The organism is Myroides odoratus, from assembly GCF_001549985.1.
In the GTDB taxonomy this organism is placed as follows: Bacteria; Bacteroidota; Bacteroidia; order Flavobacteriales; family Flavobacteriaceae; genus Flavobacterium; species Flavobacterium odoratum_A.
In genome coordinates this window covers 455,037-481,119 of sequence record NZ_LROZ01000001.1, presented here as the reverse complement: position 1 = coordinate 481,119, position 26,083 = coordinate 455,037, and the positions used below count along the sequence as shown (strand labels likewise).

At 36.2% G+C, this 26,083-nt stretch carries 22 protein-coding genes; 12 read left to right on the top strand and 10 right to left on the bottom strand.

The genetic code is table 11. The features are described 5' to 3' along the window. Positions 1 to 4: 4 nt before the first annotated feature. Positions 5 to 2,239, bottom strand: coding sequence for a carboxy terminal-processing peptidase (locus AWV75_RS02150; RefSeq protein WP_060872797.1), 2,235 nt, complete (start codon positions 2,237 to 2,239; stop codon positions 5 to 7). A 183-nt stretch (positions 2,240 to 2,422) separates the two neighbouring features. On the opposite strand from AWV75_RS02150, the gene surE reads away from it, so the two are divergent. Genes surE through AWV75_RS02125 form a run of 5 tightly spaced genes read left to right on the top strand, consistent with a single transcriptional unit; the run spans position 2,423 to position 7,270 of the window. After that, the gene (gene surE / locus AWV75_RS02145; protein WP_181816752.1) at positions 2,423 to 3,193 is read left to right on the top strand and encodes a 5'/3'-nucleotidase SurE; all 771 of its coding nucleotides are present in this window, start codon (positions 2,423 to 2,425) and stop codon (positions 3,191 to 3,193) included. Further along, on the top strand, positions 3,194 to 3,472 hold the full coding sequence (locus AWV75_RS02140; RefSeq protein ID WP_060872795.1) for a hypothetical protein: 279 nt from the start codon (positions 3,194 to 3,196) through the stop codon (positions 3,470 to 3,472). Next, positions 3,473 to 4,600, top strand: a complete 1,128-nt coding sequence (lpxB, locus tag AWV75_RS02135; protein ID WP_060872794.1) for a lipid-A-disaccharide synthase — start codon at positions 3,473 to 3,475, stop codon at positions 4,598 to 4,600. A gap of 15 nt (positions 4,601 to 4,615) precedes the next feature. After that, entirely contained in the window at positions 4,616 to 5,221 is a 606-nt protein-coding gene (locus tag AWV75_RS02130; protein ID WP_060872793.1) for a C40 family peptidase, read from the top strand. 48 nt (positions 5,222 to 5,269) lie between these two features. Further along, entirely contained in the window at positions 5,270 to 7,270 is a 2,001-nt protein-coding gene (locus AWV75_RS02125) for a ComEC/Rec2 family competence protein (protein ID WP_060872792.1), read from the top strand. 2 nt (positions 7,271 to 7,272) lie between these two features. Here AWV75_RS02125 and AWV75_RS02120 read toward each other — a convergent pair whose 3' ends face one another. The 6 genes from AWV75_RS02120 to AWV75_RS02095 all read right to left on the bottom strand — a co-directional run bounded on the left by AWV75_RS02120 (position 7,273) and on the right by AWV75_RS02095 (position 17,320). Then, a complete protein-coding gene (locus AWV75_RS02120) occupies positions 7,273 to 7,725 on the bottom strand; it encodes a thioredoxin family protein (RefSeq protein WP_060872791.1) in 453 nt (150 codons plus the stop codon). 17 nt (positions 7,726 to 7,742) lie between these two features. Further along, a complete protein-coding gene (locus AWV75_RS02115) occupies positions 7,743 to 9,851 on the bottom strand; it encodes a peptide MFS transporter (protein ID WP_060872790.1) in 2,109 nt (702 codons plus the stop codon). Between the two features lie 101 nt (positions 9,852 to 9,952). Further along, entirely contained in the window at positions 9,953 to 11,587 is a 1,635-nt protein-coding gene (locus tag AWV75_RS02110) for an MFS transporter (RefSeq protein WP_060872789.1), read from the bottom strand. Positions 11,588 to 11,737: 150 nt separating this feature from the next. Further along, complete coding sequence (locus AWV75_RS02105) at positions 11,738 to 13,276, bottom strand: peptide MFS transporter (protein WP_060872788.1); 1,539 nt, start codon at positions 13,274 to 13,276, stop codon at positions 11,738 to 11,740. Between the two features lie 37 nt (positions 13,277 to 13,313). After that, complete coding sequence (locus tag AWV75_RS02100; protein ID WP_060872787.1) at positions 13,314 to 15,086, bottom strand: peptide MFS transporter; 1,773 nt, start codon at positions 15,084 to 15,086, stop codon at positions 13,314 to 13,316. A 68-nt stretch (positions 15,087 to 15,154) separates the two neighbouring features. Beyond that, the gene (locus AWV75_RS02095; protein WP_060872786.1) at positions 15,155 to 17,320 is read right to left on the bottom strand and encodes a S9 family peptidase; all 2,166 of its coding nucleotides are present in this window, start codon (positions 17,318 to 17,320) and stop codon (positions 15,155 to 15,157) included. A gap of 469 nt (positions 17,321 to 17,789) precedes the next feature. Here AWV75_RS02095 and AWV75_RS02085 point away from each other — a divergent pair, with 469 nt between their 5' ends. From AWV75_RS02085 to AWV75_RS02065, 5 genes are all read left to right on the top strand, one after another. Continuing rightward, a complete protein-coding gene (locus AWV75_RS02085; protein ID WP_060872784.1) occupies positions 17,790 to 19,106 on the top strand; it encodes a hydroxymethylglutaryl-CoA reductase, degradative in 1,317 nt (438 codons plus the stop codon). 5 nt (positions 19,107 to 19,111) lie between these two features. Continuing rightward, positions 19,112 to 20,023 carry a GYDIA family GHMP kinase gene (locus AWV75_RS02080; protein WP_060872783.1) on the top strand — a complete coding sequence of 304 codons (912 nt, stop codon included), beginning with the start codon at positions 19,112 to 19,114 and terminating at the stop codon, positions 20,021 to 20,023. 494 nt (positions 20,024 to 20,517) lie between these two features. Continuing rightward, positions 20,518 to 21,246, top strand: coding sequence for a YqjF family protein (locus AWV75_RS02075; protein WP_060872782.1), 729 nt, complete (start codon positions 20,518 to 20,520; stop codon positions 21,244 to 21,246). An 11-nt stretch (positions 21,247 to 21,257) separates the two neighbouring features. After that, the gene (locus tag AWV75_RS02070) at positions 21,258 to 21,674 is read left to right on the top strand and encodes a hypothetical protein (RefSeq protein WP_060872781.1); all 417 of its coding nucleotides are present in this window, start codon (positions 21,258 to 21,260) and stop codon (positions 21,672 to 21,674) included. 26 nt (positions 21,675 to 21,700) lie between these two features. Then, positions 21,701 to 22,390, top strand: a complete 690-nt coding sequence (locus AWV75_RS02065) for a carboxypeptidase-like regulatory domain-containing protein (protein ID WP_060872780.1) — start codon at positions 21,701 to 21,703, stop codon at positions 22,388 to 22,390. 13 nt (positions 22,391 to 22,403) lie between these two features. Here the strand turns inward: AWV75_RS02065 and AWV75_RS02060 are convergent, their stop codons facing one another. Continuing rightward, a complete protein-coding gene (locus AWV75_RS02060; RefSeq protein WP_060872779.1) occupies positions 22,404 to 22,805 on the bottom strand; it encodes a hypothetical protein in 402 nt (133 codons plus the stop codon). Next, complete coding sequence (locus AWV75_RS02055) at positions 22,805 to 23,380, bottom strand: hypothetical protein (protein ID WP_060872778.1); 576 nt, start codon at positions 23,378 to 23,380, stop codon at positions 22,805 to 22,807. Before AWV75_RS02055 ends, AWV75_RS02060 begins: the two co-directional genes overlap by 1 nt. A 120-nt stretch (positions 23,381 to 23,500) precedes the next feature. Between AWV75_RS02055 and AWV75_RS02050 the strand changes: the two genes are divergently transcribed. Both AWV75_RS02050 and AWV75_RS02045 read left to right on the top strand, forming a co-directional pair. Continuing rightward, a complete protein-coding gene (locus AWV75_RS02050; protein ID WP_060872777.1) occupies positions 23,501 to 24,715 on the top strand; it encodes an NAD(P)/FAD-dependent oxidoreductase in 1,215 nt (404 codons plus the stop codon). A 9-nt stretch (positions 24,716 to 24,724) separates the two neighbouring features. After that, positions 24,725 to 25,210 (top strand): PH domain-containing protein, encoded by a 486-nt coding sequence (locus AWV75_RS02045; protein WP_060872776.1) that lies wholly within the window; start codon positions 24,725 to 24,727, stop codon positions 25,208 to 25,210. A gap of 197 nt (positions 25,211 to 25,407) precedes the next feature. On the opposite strand, the gene AWV75_RS02040 is transcribed toward AWV75_RS02045, so the two are convergent. After that, positions 25,408 to 26,028: a hypothetical protein gene (locus tag AWV75_RS02040; RefSeq protein WP_060872775.1), complete on the bottom strand. Its 621-nt coding sequence runs from the start codon at positions 26,026 to 26,028 to the stop codon at positions 25,408 to 25,410. Between the last annotated feature and the right edge of the window lie 55 nt (positions 26,029 to 26,083).

Sequence of the window (26,083 nt, the reverse complement as noted above, 5' to 3'; positions counted from 1 at the left end):
TTGCTTATATTTTTTTATCTGAAAACGTTTTCGTATTTCTTGGCGCTTTCGTTAGTTGTTGAATGTCTTTTAAGATTTTTACTCCTTCTTCAACATAAACATCACTACCTAAAGACTCATGCCATCTATCTCTTTTTTGTTCTAAGAGCGTATCCGTTTTTACACGTTCAATTTCACTCGGCAAAGAAGAGAATTTTAAATGGTTGTTGTATTTTGAAATCGACTTGAATTTCTTCACTTTTTCGTCTACTTCTTTTTGTTTTTTCTCATAACTCTTCAGATTCAAGGTGAAAGATTTTTCATCTTTTCGCTCATTAATCCACTTCGCATTTTCATCAATTAATTTGAATTGCTCATGACCTGCAATTCTAGATTTACTTTTGTTGATTACAGAAGTAAAGTCATTGTTGTATGGCGTATAGTTTGCGCGGTCAATTTTATCCCAAGGCATTGCATTGTCCATATCGCGTTCTCCCATATCGATATACGAATAACGATCTGGTAAAACAATATCACTTAGTACTCCTTCTCGCTGTGTAGAACCTCCATTGATACGGTAGAATTTCTGTAGGGTAATTTTTAAGGCACCCAAATCACCGTAAGGTTGTTTTTTCAATAACTCATTTAAATCAACGAGGTTTTGAACCGTTCCTTTTCCGTAGGTATGTTTACTACCAATGATTAACCCACGTTTGTAATCCTGAATCGCTGCAGCAAAAATTTCAGAAGCAGAAGCCGAGAAATTATTTACAAGTACAACTAATGGACCATCCCAAACAATTGGAGTTCCTTTGTCGTCTAAGATTTGTTGTTTTCCTCTGGATGATTTTACCTGAACTACTGGACCTTCTTTAGAGAATAAGCCCAACATATCTACAACCGTTTGAAGTGATCCTCCACCGTTGTTTCGCAAGTCCATGATAATACCATCTACATTTTGTTTTTTCAGCTCAATAATTTCTTTTTGAACATCAGTAAATGCATTGCGGTTATCTTTATTTTCAAAGTTGATGTAGAATTTCGGCAATTGAATGATTCCATAGCGATTATCTCCATCTTCAATAATACTCGATTTAGCAAACGTTTCCTCAAACTCAATAACCTCACGAGTGATGGCAACCGTTTTGATGGTTCCCTCAATTTTCTTGATTGTCAAGTATACCGTCGTTCCCTTTTTCCCTTTGATTAATTTTACCACATTATCCAAACGTACACCTACAACATCAATAGGTTCTTCCTCTTTACTTTGGGCTACTTTAAGAATGATATCTCCAACTTCAATTTCTTTTCCTCTCCAAGCTGGACCTCCAGGTACTAATTCATTAATTTCAACACCTTCTGTTTTCTTTCTTAAGACAGCGCCAATTCCTTCGATACTACCACTCATGCTAGCATCAAATTTTTCTTTGTTCTCTGGAGCAAAGTAAAACGAGTGTGGGTCAAAACGCTCCACAATAGAATTCAAGTAAACAGAGAACCAATCTTTGCGCTCTAAATCATTTAAGGCGTCAAAGTATTCATCTAACGATTTTTTAGTGCTTTCACGTGCCTCTTTTTCTAATTGTTCGAAAGATTTAATCTCTTTTGGTTGATCGTCTTTTTTCTTTTTCGCAGGTTTTGCTTTTTCAACAGTATTGCCATATTCATCTACTTCTTCCTCTTCCTCTTCTACAACATCTTTTCCTTCTTGGATTTTAATGTTATCAGTAAGTGTAGATAAGGCATTTAATTTCAACTGTTTTCTCCAACGATCTTTTAATTCTGCTGGCGTTTTAGCAAATTCGATATTGTCGTAATCTGCATCAAACGACTCCTCTTGCTTATAGTCAAAAGGTTCTGCTAACACATCGGTATAGATGGCTTTAGCCTCATTCATCCTAGCTGTAATGCGCTCATAGGTTAAATCAAAAAATGAAAGCTCTTTCAATTGAATCATATCATCAATTAAAAGTTCGTATTTATTGAATTCATCTAAATCAGATTGAAGAAAATAGCGTTTCATCGGGTCAAGTGCCTTGATGTATTCTTTGTACACTTGTTGTGAAAACTTGTCATCTAACTTGGGTGGATCATAATGGGTACGTTCCATTAGATAAGTGACTAACTCTAATAAAAGTTGGTCTTTTTCTGGATCCTCAGTTTCCTTTTTAGGTATAAAACTCCATAATGCTGCAGAAACTGCGAGTAGAAGAATGATAACCTTATAATTTCTTTTCATAAATGCCCAAATAGTATTCATTAAATAGTTTTGAACTAAAGTAGTTAAAAAAGCAAAGTAATTATTAAGTAAGCAGATAATTATTTGTTAAATCACAACATACAACTTCGAATCGACGTGTTTTAATGTTTAGAAAGTCTGAAATAACGGAATGTTTTACATAATAATTGTTACTTTTACGAAAGTAATTAAAAATTTGAGATGATGCAAAAACCATTAATACTTGTTACTAATGACGATGGTATCACGGCGCCAGGAATCCGTGCTTTGATTGATGTGATGAAAGAAATAGGAGAAGTAGTTGTGGTGGCTCCTGACAGTGCGCAATCTGGAATGGGACACGCGGTTACAATTAATAATACCTTGACGTTAGAAAAGGTTCAGATTGATGCGGAATTAGAGCATGAATATGCTTGTTCAGGTACTCCCGTTGACTGTGTAAAAATTGCGTTGGGCCAAATTCTAGATCGCAAACCAGATTTATGTGTTTCGGGAATTAATCATGGATCAAACTCATCCATTAATGTGATTTACTCTGGAACAATGAGTGCTGCATTAGAAGCGGGAATGAGCGGAATTCCAGCCATTGGTTTTTCTCTTTTGGATTTTAGCTGGAATGCCGATTTTGAACAAGTGCGTACGTTTGTCAAAAAGATTACAACACAAGCACTAGAAAAAGGAATTCCGAAAGAAGTGGTATTGAATGTCAACTTCCCAAGATTACAAACAGATGAAATCAAAGGGATTAAAGTATGTAGACAAGCAAAAGCTGTTTGGATTGAGGATTTTGATAAACGATTGAGTCCAAATGGAAAAGAATACTATTGGTTAAAAGGAGAATTTGTCAATCAAGACAAAGGAGAAGATACGGATGAATGGGCATTGAGAAATGGATTTATTTCGATTGTTCCAGTTCATTTTGATTTAACTGCACATCACGCCATTAACAGAATTAATAATTGGGAATTAGTATAAATGGGAAATAGAATTAAAGATATTCTTCTGGGCTTTTTAATTGGCTCGGGTTTGACCGTATTGGGCGCTGAACTTTATTTGAGGTTGTTTACCAATTTTGATTTATTTATCAATTTTGATCTCATTAGAAAAGCGGGATTATTAGGTAGAATTGTCGCAATTGGAAGTTTGTTGAATTTGGGGATTTTTACCTTTTTCATCAATCGACGAAAAGACTATTATGCAAGAGGCTGCATCTTTGCAGTAATTATTATAACGCTAATTACTCAGTTGTTGTAGATGAAATATTACATTATTGCAGGAGAAGCATCTGGCGATTTGCACGGTGCTAATTTGATGAAAGCGATTTATGCCAAAGACCCTCAAGCAGAAATGCGTTTTTGGGGTGGTGATTTAATGCAGAAAGTGGGAGGAACACTAGTCAAGCATTATAAAGACTTGGCCTTTATGGGGTTCGTGGAAGTCGTACAAAACCTGCGTACAATTCTTAAAAATATCTCCTTTTGTAAAAAAGACATTGCTGCGTTTGCACCTGATGTTTTAATCTTTATTGATTATCCTGGGTTTAATATGCGTATTGCGCAATGGGCAAAAGAGCACAAAATACCTACACATTATTATATCTCTCCACAAATTTGGGCGTGGAAAGAAAGTAGAATCAAAGCAATTAAACGCGACGTAGATTATATGTACGTGATTTTGCCTTTTGAGAAAGACTTTTATGAAAAAAAGCATCACTATCCTGTAACTTTTGTTGGACATCCTTTAATTGATGAAATTGAAGAGTTTCGCAGTCGAGAAAAAGTGGACTTCCGCAAAAAGTACCAGTTAGATGAACGCCCAATTATAGCCCTTTTACCAGGAAGTAGAAAACAAGAAATTAAACGACTTCTGGGCGAAATGCTATCTGTAGTGCAAAATCATCCGGAATATCAGTTTGTCATTGCAGGTGCTCCAGGACAGGAACCCGCATTTTATGAACAATTTTTAAAGGGACAAAATATCTCTTTTATTACCAATGATACGTATGCATTATTGGATGTTGCTTATGCTGCTTTAGTTACCTCAGGAACGGCTACGTTAGAAACAGCCTTGTTTAAAGTACCTCAGGTAGTCTTGTATAAAGGAAATACAATTTCGTATGAAATTGCTAAGCGAATCATCACTTTGAAATATATTTCATTGGTTAATTTAATTATGGATAATGAGGTGGTTGTAGAGCTTATTCAACACGATTGTAATGCTAAAAGAATCGCTGTAGAATTCGAAAAAATTGTCAAAAGTGAAAAAAGAGACAAAATTTTGTTGGATTATGAAGAATTAATTCATAATTTAGGCGGTCGAGGGGCTAGTGATTTAGCCGCGAATGAAATAATTAAAAATTCTAATTTAGGATTGACTATGTAAAACCCCCTTTTTGCTATGAAAAATAAAACAATACTTTCCACAATTTTATTCGGTTTGAGCCTGCTTTGCTCAAGTCATACACAGGCTGCACAAGCAGAAGTCGAGAACCCAGGTAAAAAGAAAGAAACGCTTGTTTTAAAAGAAAGCAAAAAGATGGATGACGCGATTCGCAATGAATTAGATGCTCTTTTAGAAGAAATGAGTACGTCCAAAAGTGTAAGTGAAGAGGTATCGGATCTTGTATTAAACGCTGCTTTTGACTTTGAAGGTGTTCGTTATCGCTTTGGTGGAACAACACGCAGTGGATTGGATTGCTCAGGATTGGTGATGAATGCATTTAATGATACGTCAATTAATCTACCTAGAAATTCAAGTGCAATGGCGCAAGTAGGAGATAAAATCTCTAAAAACGATGCACAAAAGGGGGATTTGATTTTCTTCCGCACAGGAAGAGGAAGTCGAATTAGCCACGTGGGAATTATCACAGAGGTGATTGATGACGAAATTAAGTTTATTCATTCTTCTACAACAAAAGGAGTAATTGTTTCTTCAACGAAAGAAGATTATTATAAAAGAAGATTTGTTCAAATAAACCGAGTTTTATTGGATCAAGATATTTAAATCAAAGGATTTAATTTAAAATGGAGAGAATTTTGATGTACTCAGGATATGAGTCCATTAAAATTCTCTTTTTTGTTTTATGCTACTGCAGTAGCCCTTGGTATTCTGGCTAAAGATGTGTGTAATCTGATGGCCATGAGCCTTCTTTTTGTTGTGCTACTTGGATTACTGGCTGTTGGTGCTTATAGTAAGAAAAATTGGCTTTTTCATCCTGTTGTGTTTTATGCAACAGGGATTGTCTTTTATTTATTGTGTTTTATTTTAGGTTTTCTGGTTGTGCATTATGCGGATTGGAAGGACAATCACGCTAGTTACATTTCACATATAACCGATCAACAATTGTATCCTGTGCAGTATCGCATTGTCGAAAAACAAAAGGCAAAAGGACAAACAGTGCGTTATGTTGTCGCAATTGAAAGAGTAGAAGGGAAGCAAACACAAGGACTGGCTTTACTCCTGTCTGCGGATAGTTTGACTCAAATAGGGGATAAATTTACTGCTATTGGTTCTTTTCAATCGTTTCCAACCACAGAAAATCTGGGGCAGTTTGATTATAAAGCTTATATTAAAAGGAAGCATATAGAAAAAAAACTAATGGTCAATACTTCCGTTTATCAAGGATCGTCTGAGAGCATGTATAGCTGGTTGATGCAAGGTAAAGCAGTGTTGCAACAACAAATAGACAACAATGTGCAATTATCCAGCCAAAGCAAAGCCTTGCTCAGTAGTTTGTTATTGGGAAATCGGAATCAAATGGATGAGCAGACTGTTACTGTCTTTCAGCGCTTGGGTTTGATGCATATCTTGGCTATTTCGGGCTTGCATATTGGTGTGATTACCGTATTCGTATCTAAAATCATCTCTTTTTTGCGAACCAGTTATCGCAATTGTATACTCTTGGTGCTTTTGTGGATTTTTGTTTTTCTAGCTGGTTTTTCTCCTTCTGTTTTCCGTACCGTTTTTATGTTTACCCTCTTGATTTTAGGGCAATTCTTGAAGAGAAAACAACCAACCAAGGAATGTATTGGTTTGGCTTTTTTTCTCAGTATATTGTTTGAACCCTATTGGCTTTTTGATTTGGGATTTCAGTTCAGTTATTTAGCTGTTCTCGGTATTGTATGGTTGATGCCTTTATTCAAAAAGGGATATACGGGATCGAATAGTGTCAATTATTTTTTAGGTATAGGCTATGTTTCGTTGATTGCTCAACTTGGTGTGTTACCTCTTCAATTGTATTATTTTAATTCTTTTTCTTGGACTTTTTTAGGCAGTAATCTAGTAATCATGCCCTTAACTACAGTCGTGCTGGTCGGAGGGTTTTGCTTTTTGTGTATCGGATGGATTTCAACATCCCTTGCGGATGGGGTAGGCTGGATGTTGGAGCAAGCGATCCAGTTTATTTTGGCTGTCCTTCGTGGGTTGGATGAGATGAATGGGACATTGCTCTCGTTCTATATTACCAAGGAAACGATGATAGCTATGTGTATTATAGGGATAGGAGTAGGTATGGTGTTGTATAAACCTCGCATTAAACAAATCACATACCTTGTACTAGCAACCTTGGTTATTCAAATTAGCTGTTTTCTCCTCGCCAATCACAAGGTAAATCAAGATGAATTTATTATTGCAGCTGTGCAGGGGAGAGAGCCCTTATTTCTTCAATATGCACAACAGCAATTGCTGGTATTTGGAGAGGAAGAACATACAAAAGGCGTTGTGGAGGGATATAGCAAACATTATGTACCCAAGGACGTAATCAAGAACCCCCGTAAAAATCTGTTTCAAGTAGATGCGAATCGCAAGTTGCTGGTACTTTCCCAAGCGATGCCTTATTACCAGTTGCAATTGCGTTTTGAGCTGATTTATTTGAGCGAGGCTATCCAAGTGAACATCGATCGCGTTTTGGCCTTACATCAGCCTCAAATGGTTATTATCGGCCGTGCTATGAGTACAGGTTATAGAGATAAGGTGATTCAGAGTTGCCTAAAACGAAATATCCCTTTTCACGATATGCGTGAAAAGGGATATTGGTCTTCTCTATTTCGTTGAGCTTATATTTTGCTCAACAATTGAGCAGGTGTATGATAACCCACAATCGATTGTTCTAAGTTTCCTTTTTTATCCAAGATAACCATCGTTGGGTAACCCGGTACACGTAAGAATAAAGTTAATTCATGCGTTGCATTTCTTCCTTTTCTATTCGCGTCATAGTTTGGGTTACTGTATTTTTTACCATTATAGGTAACTGTTTCATTTCCTTCAGCATTGAATTTTACAGCATAGTAATTTTTCGTTACATACTCTGCAAATTTTGCATCACTGAAAGTGTTACTGTCTAACATTTTACAAGGACCACACCAATCGGTATAAACATCCATAAAAATAGGTTTTGGATCTTTCTTTTGTGCAGCTAAAGCGTCATTTAATGACATCCACTTGATTTCCTGTGCTTGTGTTGTGAATCCAACCAAAATCAAGGCAAATAAGAATACGATTTTTTTCATTGTAATTAGGTTTGTTTTTATTTAACACCATGCATTAGACGTTTCATAACTGGATTTAGTGCAATTACTAAAATACCTGCAACAATCGGAACAATGGTAAAGATTAAGAAAAATCCAGATAAAGAGTATTTTTCTGTAATATTTTCAATTTGTCCCCCTAATTTAGCTGCTAAGTTATTTCCAATTGCAATAGCTAAATACCACATACCAAACATAAAGGCAATCATTCTCGCAGGAACAAGCTTAGAAACATAAGAAAGCCCTACTGGTGAAGAGAATAATTCTCCTAAGGTATGAAATAAATAGGCAAAAACAAGCCACATCATTGAAACTCTATTTCCTTCTGTAATTCCATGTGCTCCATAAGCTAACACACCAAATCCTAGTGCCATAATGATCAATCCTAGACCATACTTAATTGATGCAGGTGGATTGTATTTTGAATCCCATAGTTTAGAAACCAACGAAGCAAAAGCAATAATAAAGAAGGAGTTTAAGATAGAGAACCACGAAGCAGTAATCTCTACTTGATTATCTCTAATTTCTTTAACCTCTGCCTGAACAATATGTGGAGTTTTATCTTTCGCTCCATATTCAGCTACTAGTTTAGTTTCTATTTCTTCTGTTAGGATATGATACGTACCTAATTCTTCGTAAATCTTAATGGTAGAACCAATTTCATATTCCCCTCTATTGGAGATAATTGTGTTTTTTTCTACAATTTTATCCCCTTCTTTTGCTTGGAAAGCAGTAGAGATGGGTTGATAATGATAGGTTTGGTTTTTGTTCTCGTCATATTTTACTGTACCATCCTCATTGAGCACTGCTGTCTCTACAGTTTGGAAGTGTACTTGGTACGCATGAGAAGACCAGTCTCGGTCTAACATCCAAATTACAGCACCCCAAACACCTAAGAAGGTAAGTCCTAAGATGATATTAGAAATCAATGCTTTTTTATACGTTCGCTTTGCTAAGATGATCAATACCCATGAAATTAAAGCCAAAGGAATAATCGTCAATAGTGTATTGAATATCTTGAACAACAAAGCGGTATCACCAGAAAGTACACGTTGTGTATTATCTCGAGCGAAAATCACCAAAGAAGTTGCTCCCTGTTCAAAACTCATCCAGAAAAAGATAGTAAAGAAAGCGAAGATAATTACAGCAATCATACGGTGACGTACTATTTTTGCATAGCGTGCAATACGCCAAATCACCAAGAGTAAGAACACAATTAATCCGAATGCAATTCCAACGGTAGAACCATCTTGTCCAAGAATTGTTTTAGGGAATAGATTAATACCACCTACAATTCGGAACACATCATCAAAGGCATACATTAAACCGATAACGGTTGTAATAGCAATTAAGATATAATCAATCGTTGTAAAAGGATTGCGTTTAAGTGAATCCTTTTCTTCAGGTGTCATATTCGTTGTATCCACAACTTCTTCTTTATCGCTTCTTGCTTCTTTGGAAGGTATCTCTCCGATATTTCCGAAAATAGGTTTGGCCAACCAGAATTGTAAAGTTCCTAACAACATGAAGATTCCAGCTAATCCGAATCCCCAATGCCATCCAACGCGTTCTCCTAAATAACCACAAAGCATCATCCCAAAGAAAGCTCCTGCATTTACTCCCATATAGAAGATGGTATAAGCACCGTCTTTTTTCTCAGGAAAGGATTTGTACATTTCAGATAAAATTGAGGTCATATTCGGTTTAAAGAATCCTGTTCCAATAACCAAACACGCCAATCCAATATACATGAAGGTTTCTCCTTCTAGCGCCATAGCAGCATGTCCTAAGGTCATAATCAAAGAACCAATAACTACCGCCCAGCGATAACCAATGTATTTATCCGCTAGTATACCTCCAAAAATAGGAGTAATGTATAATAACATGGCATAGGTAGCAAACAAAGCTCCCGCATCTTCAACGCTCCAACCCCAACCGGTGTTGATCCCTATCACGGACATGGTTAAGAATTGAATCAATAAAACCCTCATTCCATAGAAAGAGAATCGTTCCCACATTTCTGTGAAGAATAACACAAATAAACCAGCCGGATGTCCAAGGACTTTGGTGTCAAAAAAGTTCGGCTGCGTACTCGAGCTTGTCTGCATAAATAATTGTTTTTTAAATTGGTTGAGAAAGATAGCTATTTTTATTTAGTTTAAAACGCTATTTTTTTTGTTCTCCATAATTTTAATATAAAAACAATCAATTATTTCTTGTTTTCGATGGGTTTAATCACCAATTTGTCATAGATCATTAAGGTAATAACTGAAAATACACCAATAGCAACAATCACATACCAGATTTTGTTTGGATTGTAGGTCGCCCACAGCATATCGACCATTTCCCAATGTGACATACCTAGCTTTTGTTCTGCTAAGGCAAAGTATTCATTTTTAGAGAAAGGGAAGTGTACTTGGCTAATGTCGATACTCTTAGATATCGCAAAGTCTTTAAAGGATTGTATTACAGTAGGCCAATCTACAGCTTCAGCTTTAAGATTAAATTGCTTTTCAAAAGCATTGATCGACATGTTTAGCGTTTTGGCTCCTTGTTCTATAAATTGTTCGTGGCTGACTACTTCAGGCATTGGAACGTTGCGTGTTGCCATCTCTGTTTTTAATAGGGATAATTTATCAGACCACGATTGGTATAAGTTTCCTGAGATGTAATCGGTCACAAAGTAACTCGCTGCTACAGGTAAGAAGTAAGTCCCTTGGTACAAGCCATCTTTTCCTTTAGGCGTGATTAATGAAATAAACGAAGATACGGTTGGGCTTGACATCATCTCCCCAATAGAGAAGATCATGGTACCTAAAATAGTGAAAAGCGGATTGTTGGTATAGAAGGTTAATCCAACTCCAATACTTGCAATAATAGCTCCGCGGATTACGGCATTGATATGACGCATTTTAGTTACGAAATAAGAAATAGTGACCTGGCAGATAATAATCATAAAGGAATCAATATTGGTAAACCATTCTGGTTTTACCTGACCATCTTGAGTTAGTAACGTCCCTAAGAAAGGTATGTTTTCATTAATCCATTCACTTAATACCGCAGAGTTAACCCAGTCTTCGATAAAGTTTGGTAGTGTATTGAATAATTGATTAAACATGGTCCAAAACCCAATCATTAATAACAAGAGAATACCTAAACGGACGTCTTTTAAAGCTTCAAAGATACCTAGTACAGAATCTTTAATGGCTTTTACGATAGAGTCTTTCGGTTTTTCTACTTTTGATTCTTTATAGAAAAACAATACGACAATTAAGTTAATAGCGATTACCACAGCCGCTTGGATGAAGATGATGTTCCAACCATAGGTAGTGCGTAATCCCGATGACATCGCTGGTCCAATAAACCCACCGATGTTTACCATCATATAAAAGATACCGAAACCTAAAGTACCCGTTGATTCATCGGTATTACTTGCAATAATGGCGGATGCTACAGGTTTAAAGAAAGCTGCTCCTACTGCAACTAATAAAAATGCTGCATAGACATTGGAAAAGGCAGTTACTTCCCCTAAAAGGTAATAACCAGCAATCATGATAACAAAGGAAATAATCAATGAAATTTTATAACCGATACGGTCAGCAATAACACCAAAAAACAAAGGTAAGAAGTATAAGATACCTACAACACCTCCCATGATACTTCCTTTTTGAACGTGGTCAAAACCAAGACCACCTGTGTCCGTTGATCCGACTAAGTAAAGCCCTAAAAGGGTATAAATTCCATACCATGCCCAACGTTCCATAAGTTCCATGAAGCTGGCAATCCAGAAGTTTTTATTGAACGATTTTAAAGTCTGTCCAAAGGTTTTATTATTTTGTGACATGCGTATAAAAGATTGTTAAAATTAAGGAGCGTAATTTAATCCCTATATTCTATATAGCAATGGATTCGGTGTTAAAAAAAGCGGATAAAAAACAAAAAGCGGCTCTTGAGCCGCTTTTTGTTTTTCTATGATAGAAGAAGGGATATAAGATTATTTCACTTCTTGCATTAATTTTTTCATGAGTGGTGAAAGTGCAATTAAGATTACCCCAGCAATTACAGCATATAGACCTAGGTCTTTATATCCGTCCGTATACGAAAGCAAAGCATCGTAATTTGGGTGATTTCCTGTTACAGCTTCTGTATGTCCTTTAGACATTGCTGCCCCAATGATACCTGCTACATATTGTCCATAAGCACTTGCTAAGAACCACATTCCCATCATCATTCCTTGAAGATTTGCCGTAGAAAGTTTGGTCATAATAGACAATCCAATCGGTGATAAACAAAGCTCTCCTAGGGTGATTATCAATAAAGCAAAAGTAAAGAAGTCTAATGAAGTCATACCTGCTGCATCAGCGAAGAATCTTGTTCCAAATAAAGCATAATAACCAGCCCCTAAAAGAATAAATCCTAAACCGAATTTCATTACAGTGTTTGGCTCAATTTTCTTTTTCGCCATCCAAATCCACAACAATCCTAATAAAGGTGCGATGAAGATAATGAAGAAAGCACCTCCTGAGTTATTCACTCCATTTGGATCTAAGTGCATCCCTAATAATTCAGCATTTAAGTTTTTCGCAGCGAAGATGCTTAACGATCCTCCTGCTTGTTCATAGATTCCGAAGAATAAAATAGAGAAGAAAATAAACACTAAAGCAGCAATAATCTTTTTGCGTTCTGCCGCAGTCAATTTCGTCATTTCATAAAACAAGTAGGCTAAAGCTAATGGACCAACGGTGTACATAAAGTAAGCCGTGTAATCTGTATTATCAATCATGAATACGATTACTGGTACCATAGCAAAAGTCAAGATATAAGTACCCACTTCTTTCCATAAGGGCATTCTCACTTGCTCTCCATTTGCATTGGTTTGCATCGGTTGAAGTCCAATAGGCCCTAAGTGTCTCTTCGTGAAGATGAAGTTGATTAAACTCACTAACATCACGAAAGCAGCCAATCCAAACGCAACGCTCCAACGATTTTCTACTGCAATAGAATCTTCAAATAAGTGTCCTTTACCAATAGCGATACATAAATATCCCCCGATAAGAGCCCCTAAGTTGATCCCTGCATAAAATAAAGAGAAACCAGCATCGGTACGATCATCTCCTTTTTTGTACAATTTACCTACCATGGTAGAGATATTCGGTTTAAAGAAACCAGTACCAATTACGGTAAATGCAATTCCGATAAAAAAGTAAGCATGAGGGTCAATGGCTAGGATTAAACTTCCTAGAATCATCATGGCTCCACCCCAAAACAGCGATTTTCGGAAACCTAAAATTTTATCTGCAAAAATACCCCCTAAGAAGGTAAAGGCGTATACGAATGCCTGCGTAGCACCGTATTGTAAGTTAGCTTGTGCTTCTTCAAATTTAAGTTGGTCAATCATAAAGAAAACCAACATTCCTCTCATTCCATAGAACGAAAAACGTTCCCACATTTCTGAGAAGAATAAGCTCCAAATTTGCTTCGGGTATTTACCAGAGAAATTTTGAATCTCTTCTAATGTCTGTGTTTGACTCATTTTTATAGTTTTTATTTATTGTGCAATGCACGGTGGGTTAGCGAACACCGTGCATTAGTTTTTTCAATAATGGGTTTACTACCATCACCAAGATTGCTGCAGCAGCTGGGATTAAAGTAAACAAGAAGAAGAAGTGACTCAATGAATATTCTTCTTTAATATTCTCAATTTGACCTCCTAGGATCGCTGCAAATTTCTGCGCAATTGCCAAGGCTAAGTACCACATACCGAACATGAATGCTAGCATTTTTCCTGGTACTAATTTGGATACATACGATAATCCAACTGGTGAAATAAATAATTCCCCTAAAGTATGGAATAAGTAAGTTAAAACTAAAAATATCATCGACATTTTTACACCATCACCTAATCCCATAGATCCTAATCCTAAAATTAAGAATCCAACAGCCACTAATAACAAACCAATACCGTATTTGAATGCAGCAGGTGGGTTGTATTTAGAATCCCATAGTTTGGATACAGATGATGCTAAAGCAATGATAAAGAACGAGTTCAAAATAGAGAACCAAGAAACGGTGATTTCCGATACTTCTTTTGAAAATTCAGCGTTTAACATATAAATAGCCATCGCCCAAATACCAGCGAAACAAATGAATAAGATGACGTTAGATAATGCAATTTTTTTCCAAGTTGCTTTAGCTAATAAAATCAATACCCATGATATAATCATCAGTGGAATAATAGTTAAACACGTATTAACCACGTTGAATATCGTCAAAGCTGTACCTTCCAAAGTTCGATCTACATAGTCTCTAGCAACTAATACTAATGAAGTAGCACCTTGTTCGAAACTCATGAAGAAAAACATCAAGAAGAAGGCCAATAAAATAACGGCAAACATACGATCTCTAATTACTTTTCCATAACGTAGAATACGAGATATCACTAAGTATAAGAAACCAATTAAGGCCAAGATAGCCATGATGTTTTGTCCACGTAAGAAAGGAGTATCTAAGCTTTTAAATAGATCAAATACACCATTTTTAGAGAGCGGATCGTTGAAAGCATACAATAAACCAATTACAGATACTAAACCGATTAAGATGTAATCAATGATAGTGTAAGGATTTTTTGTTTCCTCTTCTTCTTTAATTTCTTCGGCTGTTTTTTCTTTCGTAGCATCAACTTTTTTCAATTCACCTAAATCTCCAAATAGAGGTTTAGCTAACCAGAATTGAATGGTTCCCAATAGCATGAAAATACCTGCTAATCCGAATCCATAATGCCATCCTTTTGTTTCAGCTAAGTAACCACAAAGCATCATTCCGAAGAAAGCTCCTGAGTTTACTCCCATATAGAAAATAGTATACGCTCCATCTTTCTTTTCAGGAAGGGCTTTATACATTTCTCCTAGCATCGAAGGCATATTCGGTTTAAAGAAACCCGTTCCAATAACCAAACAAGCTAATCCGACGAAGAACCAAATTTTAGAGATTCCCTCTGCTGCCATAGAAGCGTGACCAAGCGTCATAATAATCGCACCAACGATTACAGCCCAACGAGAACCAATGTATTTATCGGCGATAACTCCTCCTAAAATTGGAGTTAAATAAAGAAGCATAGCGTAAGTACCGTATAAGGCTCCGGCTTGCTCTGCTGACCAACCCCAACCTGAAAACTCACTGCCAAAAAGCACTTGAGCGGTTAAGAATTGAATCAATAAGACTCTCATTCCGTAGAAAGAGAAACGTTCCCACATTTCTGTAAAGAAAAGAACGAAAAGACCTGCTGGATGCCCTAAGACATTAGACTTAAAAAGGTCCGATTTAGTAGCTGTTTCTGCTGCCATTTACGTTAAGTTTAATATAGTTTGTTTTAAAGTTTAAACTATAGTTGTATAGTTGATCGTTAATAGTGTTATAGGTTGTTTAAGACGAAATTAGTCATCTTAGTATACAGTTGTAAGCGTGTGTTTCCGCCGTAGATACCGTGGTTTTTATCTGGATAAATTAACCAATCGAAATCTTTGTTGTGTTGTACTAATGTTTCAATCATGGCCATGGCATTTTGAACGTGTACATTGTCATCTGCACTTCCGTGTACCAATAAATAACGGCCTTTTAATTGGTTGGCAAAGAAATACGGCGAGTTGTCATCATAACCAGAAGGATTTTCTTGTGGCGTTTTCATGTAACGCTCTGTATAGATTGAATCGTAAAATCTCCAGTTGATTACTGGTGCTACAGCAATAGCCATTTTGAAAACGTCGTTGCCCTTTAACAAACAGTTCGTTGACATAAAACCACCATAACTCCATCCCCAGATTCCAATTCGATTTGCATCTACATAATTTTGTTTTGCTAGATATTTAGCAGCTTCAATTTGATCCTCAACTTCGTATTTTCCTAATTCATACTGTGTTGTTTTCTTAAACGAAGCTCCTCTAAAGCCAGTTCCTCTACCGTCAACGGTTACTACAATATAGCCTTTTTGTGTCAGCATTGCATGCCAATAATCGTTGGAATCCAACCATTTATCCGCTACTTGTTGTGATCCAGGACCGCTGTATTGATACATGAATACTGGGTAGGTCTTCGATGCATCGAAATCAGCTGGCTTCATGATCCAAGCGTTTAGCAGTACCCCATCAACAGTTGGAATTTGAGTAAATTCTTTTTGTGGCAATAGGTACGCCTGTAATTTCTGCTCTAAAGCGGTATTATTTAAAATTTCTTTCACTACTTTCCCCGTTTTACTTTGTTGTAAGGTGTAAAGTGGGGCTGTTGTAGTAGAAGAATACGTGTTGATAAATAAATCAAAATCAGGACTGAAAATAGCAGTGTTCGTTCCTAATTGATTGGATAATAGCTTTTTGTTTTTTCCGTTTAAGTCAATGGAATAGATGTCTCGGTAAATGGATCCTCTTTCAACCGATTGGAAGAATAATTTCTTGTTTTTTAAATCAATACCATAGTAATCTGTTACTTCCCAGTTGCCTTTGGTGATCTGATTTAATAATTTTCCGTCTTTGTTGTAGTGGTATAAATGGTTGTGGCCATCTCGTTCACTTAACCAAATAAAGTCGTTATTGTCTAAAAAAGAAAGCGTATGTACATCAACATAAGCGTTGTCCTTTTCGTTGAGAATTAGCTTTTTCGTTAAAGTAGAGCCGTCGACAAAAAATACGTTTAAATCGTTTTGATGCCTATTGATTACTTGTACACTCAGGTGTTTAGCATCATTGGTCCACTTAATTCTAGGAATGTAAAAATCAGAAAATTCAGATAGATCTACACGTTTATTCGTTGCCTTAGGTACATCATAGATGTATAAGGATACTGCGGCATTTTTTTCTCCTGCTTTAGGATATTTGAAGGTGTCTTGTGTTGGGTATAATCCACTACCATAGACATCCATGGAATATTCAGGCACTTCTGTTTCATCAAATTTTACATAAGCCAGTTGATTACTTGCTTTGTTCCAATCAAACATGCGTACTACGCTAAACTCTTCCTCGTATACCCAATCCGAAATACCATTGATGATCTGATTTTTCGCTCCATCTTGAGTTAATTGCGTCGTTTGTTGTGTCGCAATGGTATAAACATATAAATTGTTTTGGTAAGCATAGGCAATCTTAGTTCCATCCGGTGAGAATAAAGGCTCCATGATGGGATGATTGGCTATTTTAGTCGTTTGATTCGTTTTGGGATTAAATAAGTAGTAATCCGCTAAAAACGAACGACGGTAAATAGGTGTTGTATTCGTTCCAATTAGAATTTGTTCCTCTTTTGCATCAAAAACATAACTTTCAATCGTTTTAATCTCAGGAAAGTGCTCATTACTAAATACAGTTTTCGCTTTTTCTAACGTTGCAAAGTTGTATAAGTTAATGACTTGGTGTTGCTTAGCGATGCGCTCAATACGCGCGTATTGATTCGTAGTATTTAGCGTATTAACCGCTTGCATGGCCTCCGTTTTAAAGGTGCCATCCCAAATTTCTGATAGCTCGATCTTCTTTTGTGCAAGACCAATTTGCGTGGCAATCACACAAATCAGAGAGGTGATTTTAATGTATTTCATTATCTAATTAGTCGAAAAAACTTCCAATTTTACTGAAAAAATATGATTTATGCCAATTTTAATTGAGATTAAACAATAAAAACTTAAAATTATTGACGCGATATTGGTAGTGAAAATCATAATACCTTGAACAAATCGTATCTAATTTTCGCTATTTACATTTTTTACTCCCTCATGTTTAGAGTATCCTTGCATCATAGATAATTTGGGATTTCCACTGGTTGCTTTTCCGTTAGTTGCCTTTTATCTCCTCTAGTTTATCTTTTGATTTGGTATTCGATGAATCTACACTTCGTTTCGATTTGTTGGTTGCTTTTTTGTTGCAACAGGGGGCATTTTATTTTTATTACCCAATAATTTTCTTTTACACCCAAGCGCTAAGAGCCAAATACCAAATACCGAAAACCAATACACAAAAGCCAAAAAGCCATTAGAATAATGTATCTTTGTCTTTAAAAAGTAATACATCATGATAGGGAGTATAAATGGGTTTTCTAAACTAAACAAAGAAGAGAAAATCAATTGGATAGCAAAAACATATTTAAACAACCAAGAAGCGGTCGTAGATTTAATCAAGCAATATTGGAATTCAGATGAAGAATTACAAAAATTGCACGATGAATTTATTGAAAATACAATTACGAATTTTTACTTACCCCTTGGTGTAGCTCCTAACTTCTTGATTAATGATACTTGGTATACCATTCCCATGGTAATTGAAGAGAGTTCTGTGGTAGCGGCAGCATCCAAAGCTGCTAAGTTTTGGGCAGATCGAGGAGGGTTTAAAGCTTCAATTTTAAACACAGAAAAAATTGGTCAAGTGCATTTTATCTATAAAGGAGAAAAGCAAAAATTAGAACAATTTATTCAAGCCATACAAGATGTTTTCTTCACAGATACATTTTCAATTACGCAAAATATGCAAAAACGAGGAGGAGGAATTCTCTCTGTTACCTTGCGTGATAAAACGGCAGCTATTCCAAACTACTATCAATTACACGTTACCTTTGAAACGAAAGATAGCATGGGAGCGAATTTTATCAATTCGTGTTTGGAACAAATGGCAACTACATTGAAACGAGAGGCTTTGCAGTATGAGGCATTCACTGATGAAGAAAAAGCAATTGATGTAGTGATGAGTATTTTGTCCAACTACGTACCGAATTGTGTGGTACGCGCTGAAGTATCGTGTCCTGTTAAAGCATTAAAATCAAGTGAGATTCAAGACCCTGTGCTTTTTGCAGAGAAATTTGTTCAAGCGGTGCGCATTGCAGAAATTGAACCGTTCCGAGCGGTTACACACAATAAAGGAGTGATGAATGGCGTAGATGCGGTGGTATTAGCAACTGGAAATGACTTTAGAGCGATTGAAGCAGGCGTACATGCTTATGCTTCTAGAAATGGACAATATAGCAGTTTATCCCATGCTTCTATTGAAGAGGGAATTTTTAGATTTTGGATTGATTTACCATTAGCTGTGGGAACAGTTGGTGGACTAACTTCTTTGCATCCAATGGTGAAGATTGCCTTGCAAATGTTGCAAAAGCCTTCAGCAACACAATTGATGCAAATCATAGCAGTAGCTGGATTAGCACAGAATTTTGCAGCGGTGAAATCCCTAACAACAACGGGAATTCAACAAGGACACATGAAAATGCACTTGATGAATATCCTCAATCAATTCAAAGCTACAGATGAAGAACGCGTTAAAGTAGTGACGCATTTTGAGAAAAATGTAGTTTCACATAGTGCCGTGGTAGAATTATTAGAAACGCTGAGAAAGTAATTTCAATGGAGTTTTATAGTCACGGGAAATTATTGGTATCTGGCGAGTATGTGGTTTTAGATGGAGCAGTTGCTTTTGCATTGCCTACAGCAATGGGGCAATCGTTATGCGTAACAGCAATCGAAGAACCTATATTGTATTGGACTAGCTATGATTTCGATGGACAGGTTTGGATGCAAGAACAAGTGCCAATTGAAGAAATCATAAGTGAAACTGCAATACAAGGATCCTCTTATCTTCAAACGTTACGGGATGTCTTGCGTGCAGCACATCGACAAAATCCACAGGTACTCACCAAACAAGGAGGATTTCGAGTAGAAAGTAAACTGACGTTTCCACGTTTGTGGGGGCTAGGAACTTCGTCAACGTGGATCAATAATGTGGCGCAATGGTTTAACTGTAACCCTTATCAATTGTTGGAGGAATCTTTTGGAGGAAGTGGATATGATATTGCTTGCGCACAATTTAAAAGTGCGCTGTTGTATCAACGAACTTCTCCTGTTCAGCCTACAGTTGATTTAGTGGAGTTTCAACCTGCTTTTGCCCAACATATTTACTTTGTCTACCTCAATCAAAAGCAAAGTAGTAAAGAGGCAATCGCTGCATATCGAACGAAAAAAGGAGAGATTGCAGAGCAAATACAACGCATCACAGCTATTAGTCAGCAGTTGGTAACTGCAAAGACAAGAGAAGAATTTCAACAGTTGATGACTGAACATGAGTCTATACTCAGTACCATTTTAGGTATTCCACCTATTCAACACCAATTATTTGCTGATTTTGACGGAGCAATTAAAAGTTTAGGTGCTTGGGGAGGAGATTTTGTTATGGCTGTTGCTGCGAATGATCCAACAAGCTATTTTGAGGAAAAAGGATATACTACGGTACTCCCGTATGCAAAAATGATTGCGATATAAATAATAAAATAAAAAAACTCGAAGTTAAACTTCGAGTTTTTTTTGTGCTTTTTAGCGTCTAGTACAAGATTGTCTAGTGCAAAAAACGAGAAACTTTTTGTAATCCAGTCCTTTTGCTAAGGATATCAAATGAGATGTTTCATTCGGTCAACAGATTAATTGATTTCTGATTGTTTTACTAGGTATTATTGAAAAATACGGGGTTGCTTTCTTAGAAGGAGGTAGTTTTAGTGGAATTTAGTATATTTATAATGTTTTAATTCGTTGATAACTCTATTAGTTTCCGAATGTGTTCAATTGTATAGTAATAGCTTTTGGTATGAGCAATATAGGAAGAAGCTATTGAGAAAAGAGGGTGTTCTAAAAGATTACCCTCTTTGTTTTTAGGACGGATCAATCAATCTCATACTATTCTAACTCTAATTTCTTCTTTTAAACCTCTTTTGTTCGTTTTTGTTATTATGGTTTTCAGTATCTTTAAATAAAAAGAAGAAATGAAGAAGATCAAAGACATTATTGCAGATACTGCGCATAGACCTTGGGTGTTACCCTCTGGATCGTGGAGCTATTATCAAGAGTGGAATCGATTGCTCTTCTTGCACTTTGAAGTTCCCTTTGATGTTTTACGAGCTTTAGTTCCTGCCGCATTAGAACTAGATGGATTTGATGGAAAATACTATATTTCAGTCGTTCCTTTTACGATGGAGAAAATTCGCCCTCGGTTTTTACCTGCTGTTGGTTTTATTTCCAATTTTGATGAACTCAATGTGCGCACCTATGTAAAAAAAGAAGGGAAAGCAGGGGTTTACTTTTTAAATATTGAAGGAGGAAAGTCGATTTCTGTTTTTGTTTCCAAGCAACTATCTGGATTACCTTATGAAAAGGCGAGCATGAAACGAAAAGAAGGAGTGTATACCTCTTCAAATGCAAAGAAGAAGTTTCAATTAGAGGCAACCTATACGATTGGAGAAAAAGTACAACAGAAAACGCCTTTGCAAGTATGGTTAACGGAACGCTATTGTTTGTATGTATACGTCAATAATAACTTGTACCGCTATCAAATTCACCATGAAGTTTGGCAGTTGAAAGAAATAACCTTTGATCAACTGAAAGTAGATTATGCTTTAGCTGGTATTCACTTGACCGAGGATGATGTAATTGCTCCCAATTATTCGGATGGTATTCAAGTCATGGCATGGAGTAAGGAAAAAATAGCAGATTAAAATCTAGAGCAATGAAAATATATACCGTATTAATGGGGTTTCTTTTGAGTAGTTTGTCCTATGCTCAAGATTGGATCGGAACATGGAAAACGAATGAACTCATTACCTATGAGGCAATGGATGAGTATGTGTTAACGCCTGCCAATTTAACTGCGGAAGCAACGAAAATAGAACGATTTGGAAACTTTATTGAATTTAAAGAAGACCAAACCTTCTCGTGCTATTATACTGCTCCTTGTGGCAATGATTGCTTTACTTCTACGGCTGGAGTTTATACTATTATTGGAAAAAATCAAGTAGTACTAACCTTGCAACGCCTCCAACAGGATGGAATGTGTATGCAATCTCGGGAAGAAACGGTTGAACTTGGTGTTTATGATATCAGGAAAGAAAAAGACATTGTACAGGTAGTAAAACATAAAAAATAAAAACTTTAATTATAAACGTATTCCATATGGCAAAATATATCATAGACATCCCTAAACCTTGTTCCGAAGATTGGAATCAGATGACGCCTTTAGAAAAAGGAAGGCATTGTGCAGTTTGTGAAAAAGAAATTTACGATTTCTCGAGTTATACTGAGCAAGAATTAATTGAACAAATCAAAAAAGGAGGTAAACTATGTGGGCGAATTCCCGTAAAGTTTTTAAATATTCCTTTAGATGATGGATTGCATACTTCTAGAGGATTTCGATTCAATGGATTAGTAGCAACCTTTGTAAACTTATTGGTTTTGACTACTGTAACGACTATTCATGGACAAGAAAGTAATAGAACTGAACATTTTAGTGTTGACAAAAAGCAAGATAAAAGTAAGGACGAAGCTACATTGTATAAGAAGAGAATTTTAAAAGGATATATTGTAGATGAAGAAAATTTCCCTTTGCCTGGATGTGTGATAAGTATTCTCGATACAAAGGAAAGTGTAGAAACAGATGTGAACGGTGAATTTAAACTTATTATACCTGATTCTGTAGAAAATGAGTTAAATATCCAGTCTACATTTATGGGGCTAACAACTCAAATTATTAATGTTAGGGATTTTGATACTTTACTCAAGATAACGATGGTTGAAGAGGTTAGAGAGGTTGAAGATGTTGTGATTATGGTGGCGGGTGAGCCTACTATAGTTAGAATGAAATAAGAAAACGAACTGATTAATTTAATCTTAATTTATTTATTTTTTCTTGTCGATTCCAATCGTGTGTTTGTGTGGTTTGATTAATTACTAAATAGAGTATTAAAGCTGTTTTTTTATACATTAAACTTGTAGATATTGACGATGTTTGTTCTGTAAGGGTTACAAGCAGATCGGCGAGCAATTCCTGATTTGTAGCGTCAAAAGAAGGATGTGAGGCGAAAAAATGCTGTACTTGAAGAGGTGTTTCTAAGGTTAGGAGTAGGTCTAAATCTACAGCTGTTTGGCCTTTGAGGCTGGACGTAAAATTCTCCATTTGTTGTTCATGCGACTCCTCTTCCAAAGGCAATGAATTGAAAAAGGCCCTTAAAATAAGAGCCGTTTGTTCTATGAGTCGTAAAATTGTATCTCGTGTTTCCATTAACGTACCGGTCGTAGCGTATTGCTAAACGTTACTTTGAAAGGATTGTCTTTGCTGCTGTTTTTCATCACATAGATAAACTTAAACATCTTTGCATGATCGCTTTCAATCACTACTTCACTATTGGTGTAGGTGTCAACAATCGTAAAGTCATCGGTGTTGTCTACGCGAATGGATTTTGCAATTCCATTGGACAAATCACTCATGGTCATTCCTTTGAAGAATGTTTTACTGCTGTTTTTAACAACAATATTCTCTCCTTTGAATCCTTGAGTCAAAATAACCACACTGTATTTATCTCCCGTTGCTTGCATCCCTTGTAAATAGGACTCTTTTGTCTTGTCTGTGACTGAGCGGAAATCGTCTCTTACCTGGGCATAAGAAGGTAAATCAATTACGTCTTTGGCTTCTGGTAATCGGTTTTCTTCTTTGATTTCTTCTAAACGCTCTTCAATAGATAAATCTTTGGAAGCGTTACTACTGTTGGCGTTGCTACTACTTGAACTACTTCCAGGTGGAACAGATTTACACATGGCAAATAAAACAAGCAGGAATAAAAAGGGCAATTTTTTCATAATCTTAATTTTACAATGATAAGGATGCGATTGTAAGTAAGTATCTTTGTGGCTGTAAAGATAAATGTTTCATGTAAAATAAAAAAAAGGATCTTTACTTAATGGTTAAATACAGAAGGTATGTATTATGATGTTATATTGGTAGGAGGGGGAGCAGCTGGTTTTTTTACGGCAATTAATATTGCAGAACGCAAACCTGGTTTGCGCATTGCTATCGTAGAACGCGGAAAAGAAGTCTTGTCCAAGGTGAAAATATCTGGAGGTGGGCGTTGCAATGTGACACATGCTTGTTTTGTTCCTAGTGAATTGGTGCAGTTTTACCCTAGAGGAGCTAAGGAATTACTAGGCCCTTTTCACCAATTTTGTTGTGGAGATACGATTGCGTGGTTTGAAAAACATGGGGTTGAATTGAAAATCGAAGAGGATGGACGTATGTTTCCTACTACAGATTCTTCACAGACAATTATTGATTGTTTTACTCAAGCAACGGCTAAACACAAGATTGAGGTGATACAAGGGGTAAGTGTACAAGGGGTCTACCAAAGTGAGAAGGGATGGAAACTCGATACCACCAAAGATAGTATGACTTGTGCTCAGTTGGTATTTGCCACAGGAAGTAATCCAAAAATAGGACAACTGATGGGGGATCTTGGACATCGTTTAGTTGAACCGGTACCTTCTTTATTCACTTTTAATATCAAAGATAAACGTATTCAAGACCTGATGGGAGTTTCAACAGAAGCATCCATTAAAGTAAAGGGAACAAAGCTAGAAGCAACAGGACCGTTATTAATTACCCATTGGGGGATGAGTGGTCCAGGTATTTTGCGTTTATCTGCTTGGGGAGCTCGAATTCTAGCAGAAAAAAAGTACCAGTTCCACATTATAGTCAATTGGTTGCCAACGGTAGATCGAGAAGATTTGTTGGAACAATTGAAAGATTTTAAACGCGAGCATGCCAAGAAAATGGTGATGAAACGAGGATTGTTTGATTTTCCAACGCGTCTGTGGGAACGATTCGTACAAGCTGCACAAATTGAAGCGACCCAAACTTGGGCGGATGTCAATAACAAACAATTACAAGCCCTTATGCTTCAATTGCAAGAGGGAGAATTTCAAGTGAATGGGAAGAGTACATTTAAAGAAGAATTTGTAACAGCTGGTGGAATTGATTTGCGCGATGTTAATTTCAAAACAATGGAAAGTAAAGTCAAAGCAGATTTATACTTTGCAGGTGAAATTCTCAATATTGATGCAATTACAGGAGGATTTAATTTTCAAAATGCTTGGACAACGGGTTTCTTAGCCGCTCAAGCAATTGCTTCAAAATTTTAAAAGAACAATATGAAATTCAACTATTATAATACAAGTAGTCGTATACTACTCTTGCTGCTGTGTTTAGGTCCTTTTTTATCCATTGGAATTTTTTTCCTATTGGTTGCTTCAGGTATCGTTAAATTTGTGGCCATCCTACTATTTTTCTTGTTTTTTGTTTTTCTGTACAAAGTATGTTGCATGAAAGTGATTATTGACGAGAAAGGAGTAAGCTATAAAAGCTTGTTCAAAGAAAAGTTTTTACCTTGGTCAGCGATTAAAGATGTTTTAATTGTTGTCAGAGAACGTCGTTCTATTCCAGATTATTATAAACTAGAAGAATGGATGCAAGCGGGACGCTCAGGGAAAAGTTACTTCCTGCTGTTCCGAACATCGACTGAATTTCCTGCAAATCCGATGTTTATGTTTAGTGCTCCAATAGATGAGGACTATATCAGCGTGCAAAGTAGAAAGGAAGTGATTGAAAAAATTAATCAATATTATTACAGCTCTTAATCTTTTCTTAAATAAAAGAGAATTGGTGATAACATTGTTGATAAGTTTATTTTGTTTTGGTAGTGTATGCAAGTTTTTTACGTTCCTTTGGCAAACACACAACGAATAAATTAGACTACTTCAAGTATGATTTAAAGATGTATGTAATTTTGTAAGTGCTAATAGAAATATGGAAGGTATCCCCTTCCATATTTTTTTTATTCTTTCGTAAATGGAGGGTAAGCTACAGTCAATGATCGTTGATACGCCTTAATAAATCGCGTAATAACGGTTAAGGTTGATAACCCTACTAATGTTTTTAAATACCAATTCTCAAAGGGAATAAAGATGAAAATCAACACAAGCGCACTAATAGTAGCATACATTCGAATGTTGTAATTTCTAGTCTTAATAGGATGTTTGTACAATAACATGAAAACAAATAGGACAATAATCGTACTGCCTAAGAGAAATAAAAATTCTCTCCAATCAGAGTTGGTAAAAATAGAATAACCGATGGCAATGCTACCTGAAAGTGAGGCTAAAATCCAATTGGTGTAATCCAATAGGTTAATCGGATTGCTTACACGTAGTTGAACCGCTAAATTTTCTGTTAGTTGTACGGTTAGTTGTTTGGCTTCTTTGATTTCTGCGAGAGAAATGTGCTGTAAGGTATGCCCATCGGTAATAAACAGATCTGGCGTGTGATCATCTAAAGCTATACTAGACGAAGTGGTGCAATCGAGCTCTTTGATCAAATTCGTCCCTGAATAAATGGAAATGGATTGGATCCCCTTCAATTTATTTTCAGTGGTCGTTGTAAGGTGTAATTTAACCATGTTTTAATGAGTTTGTGGGTTCGGTGTAGAGCGAATATAATATATGTTTGTATAT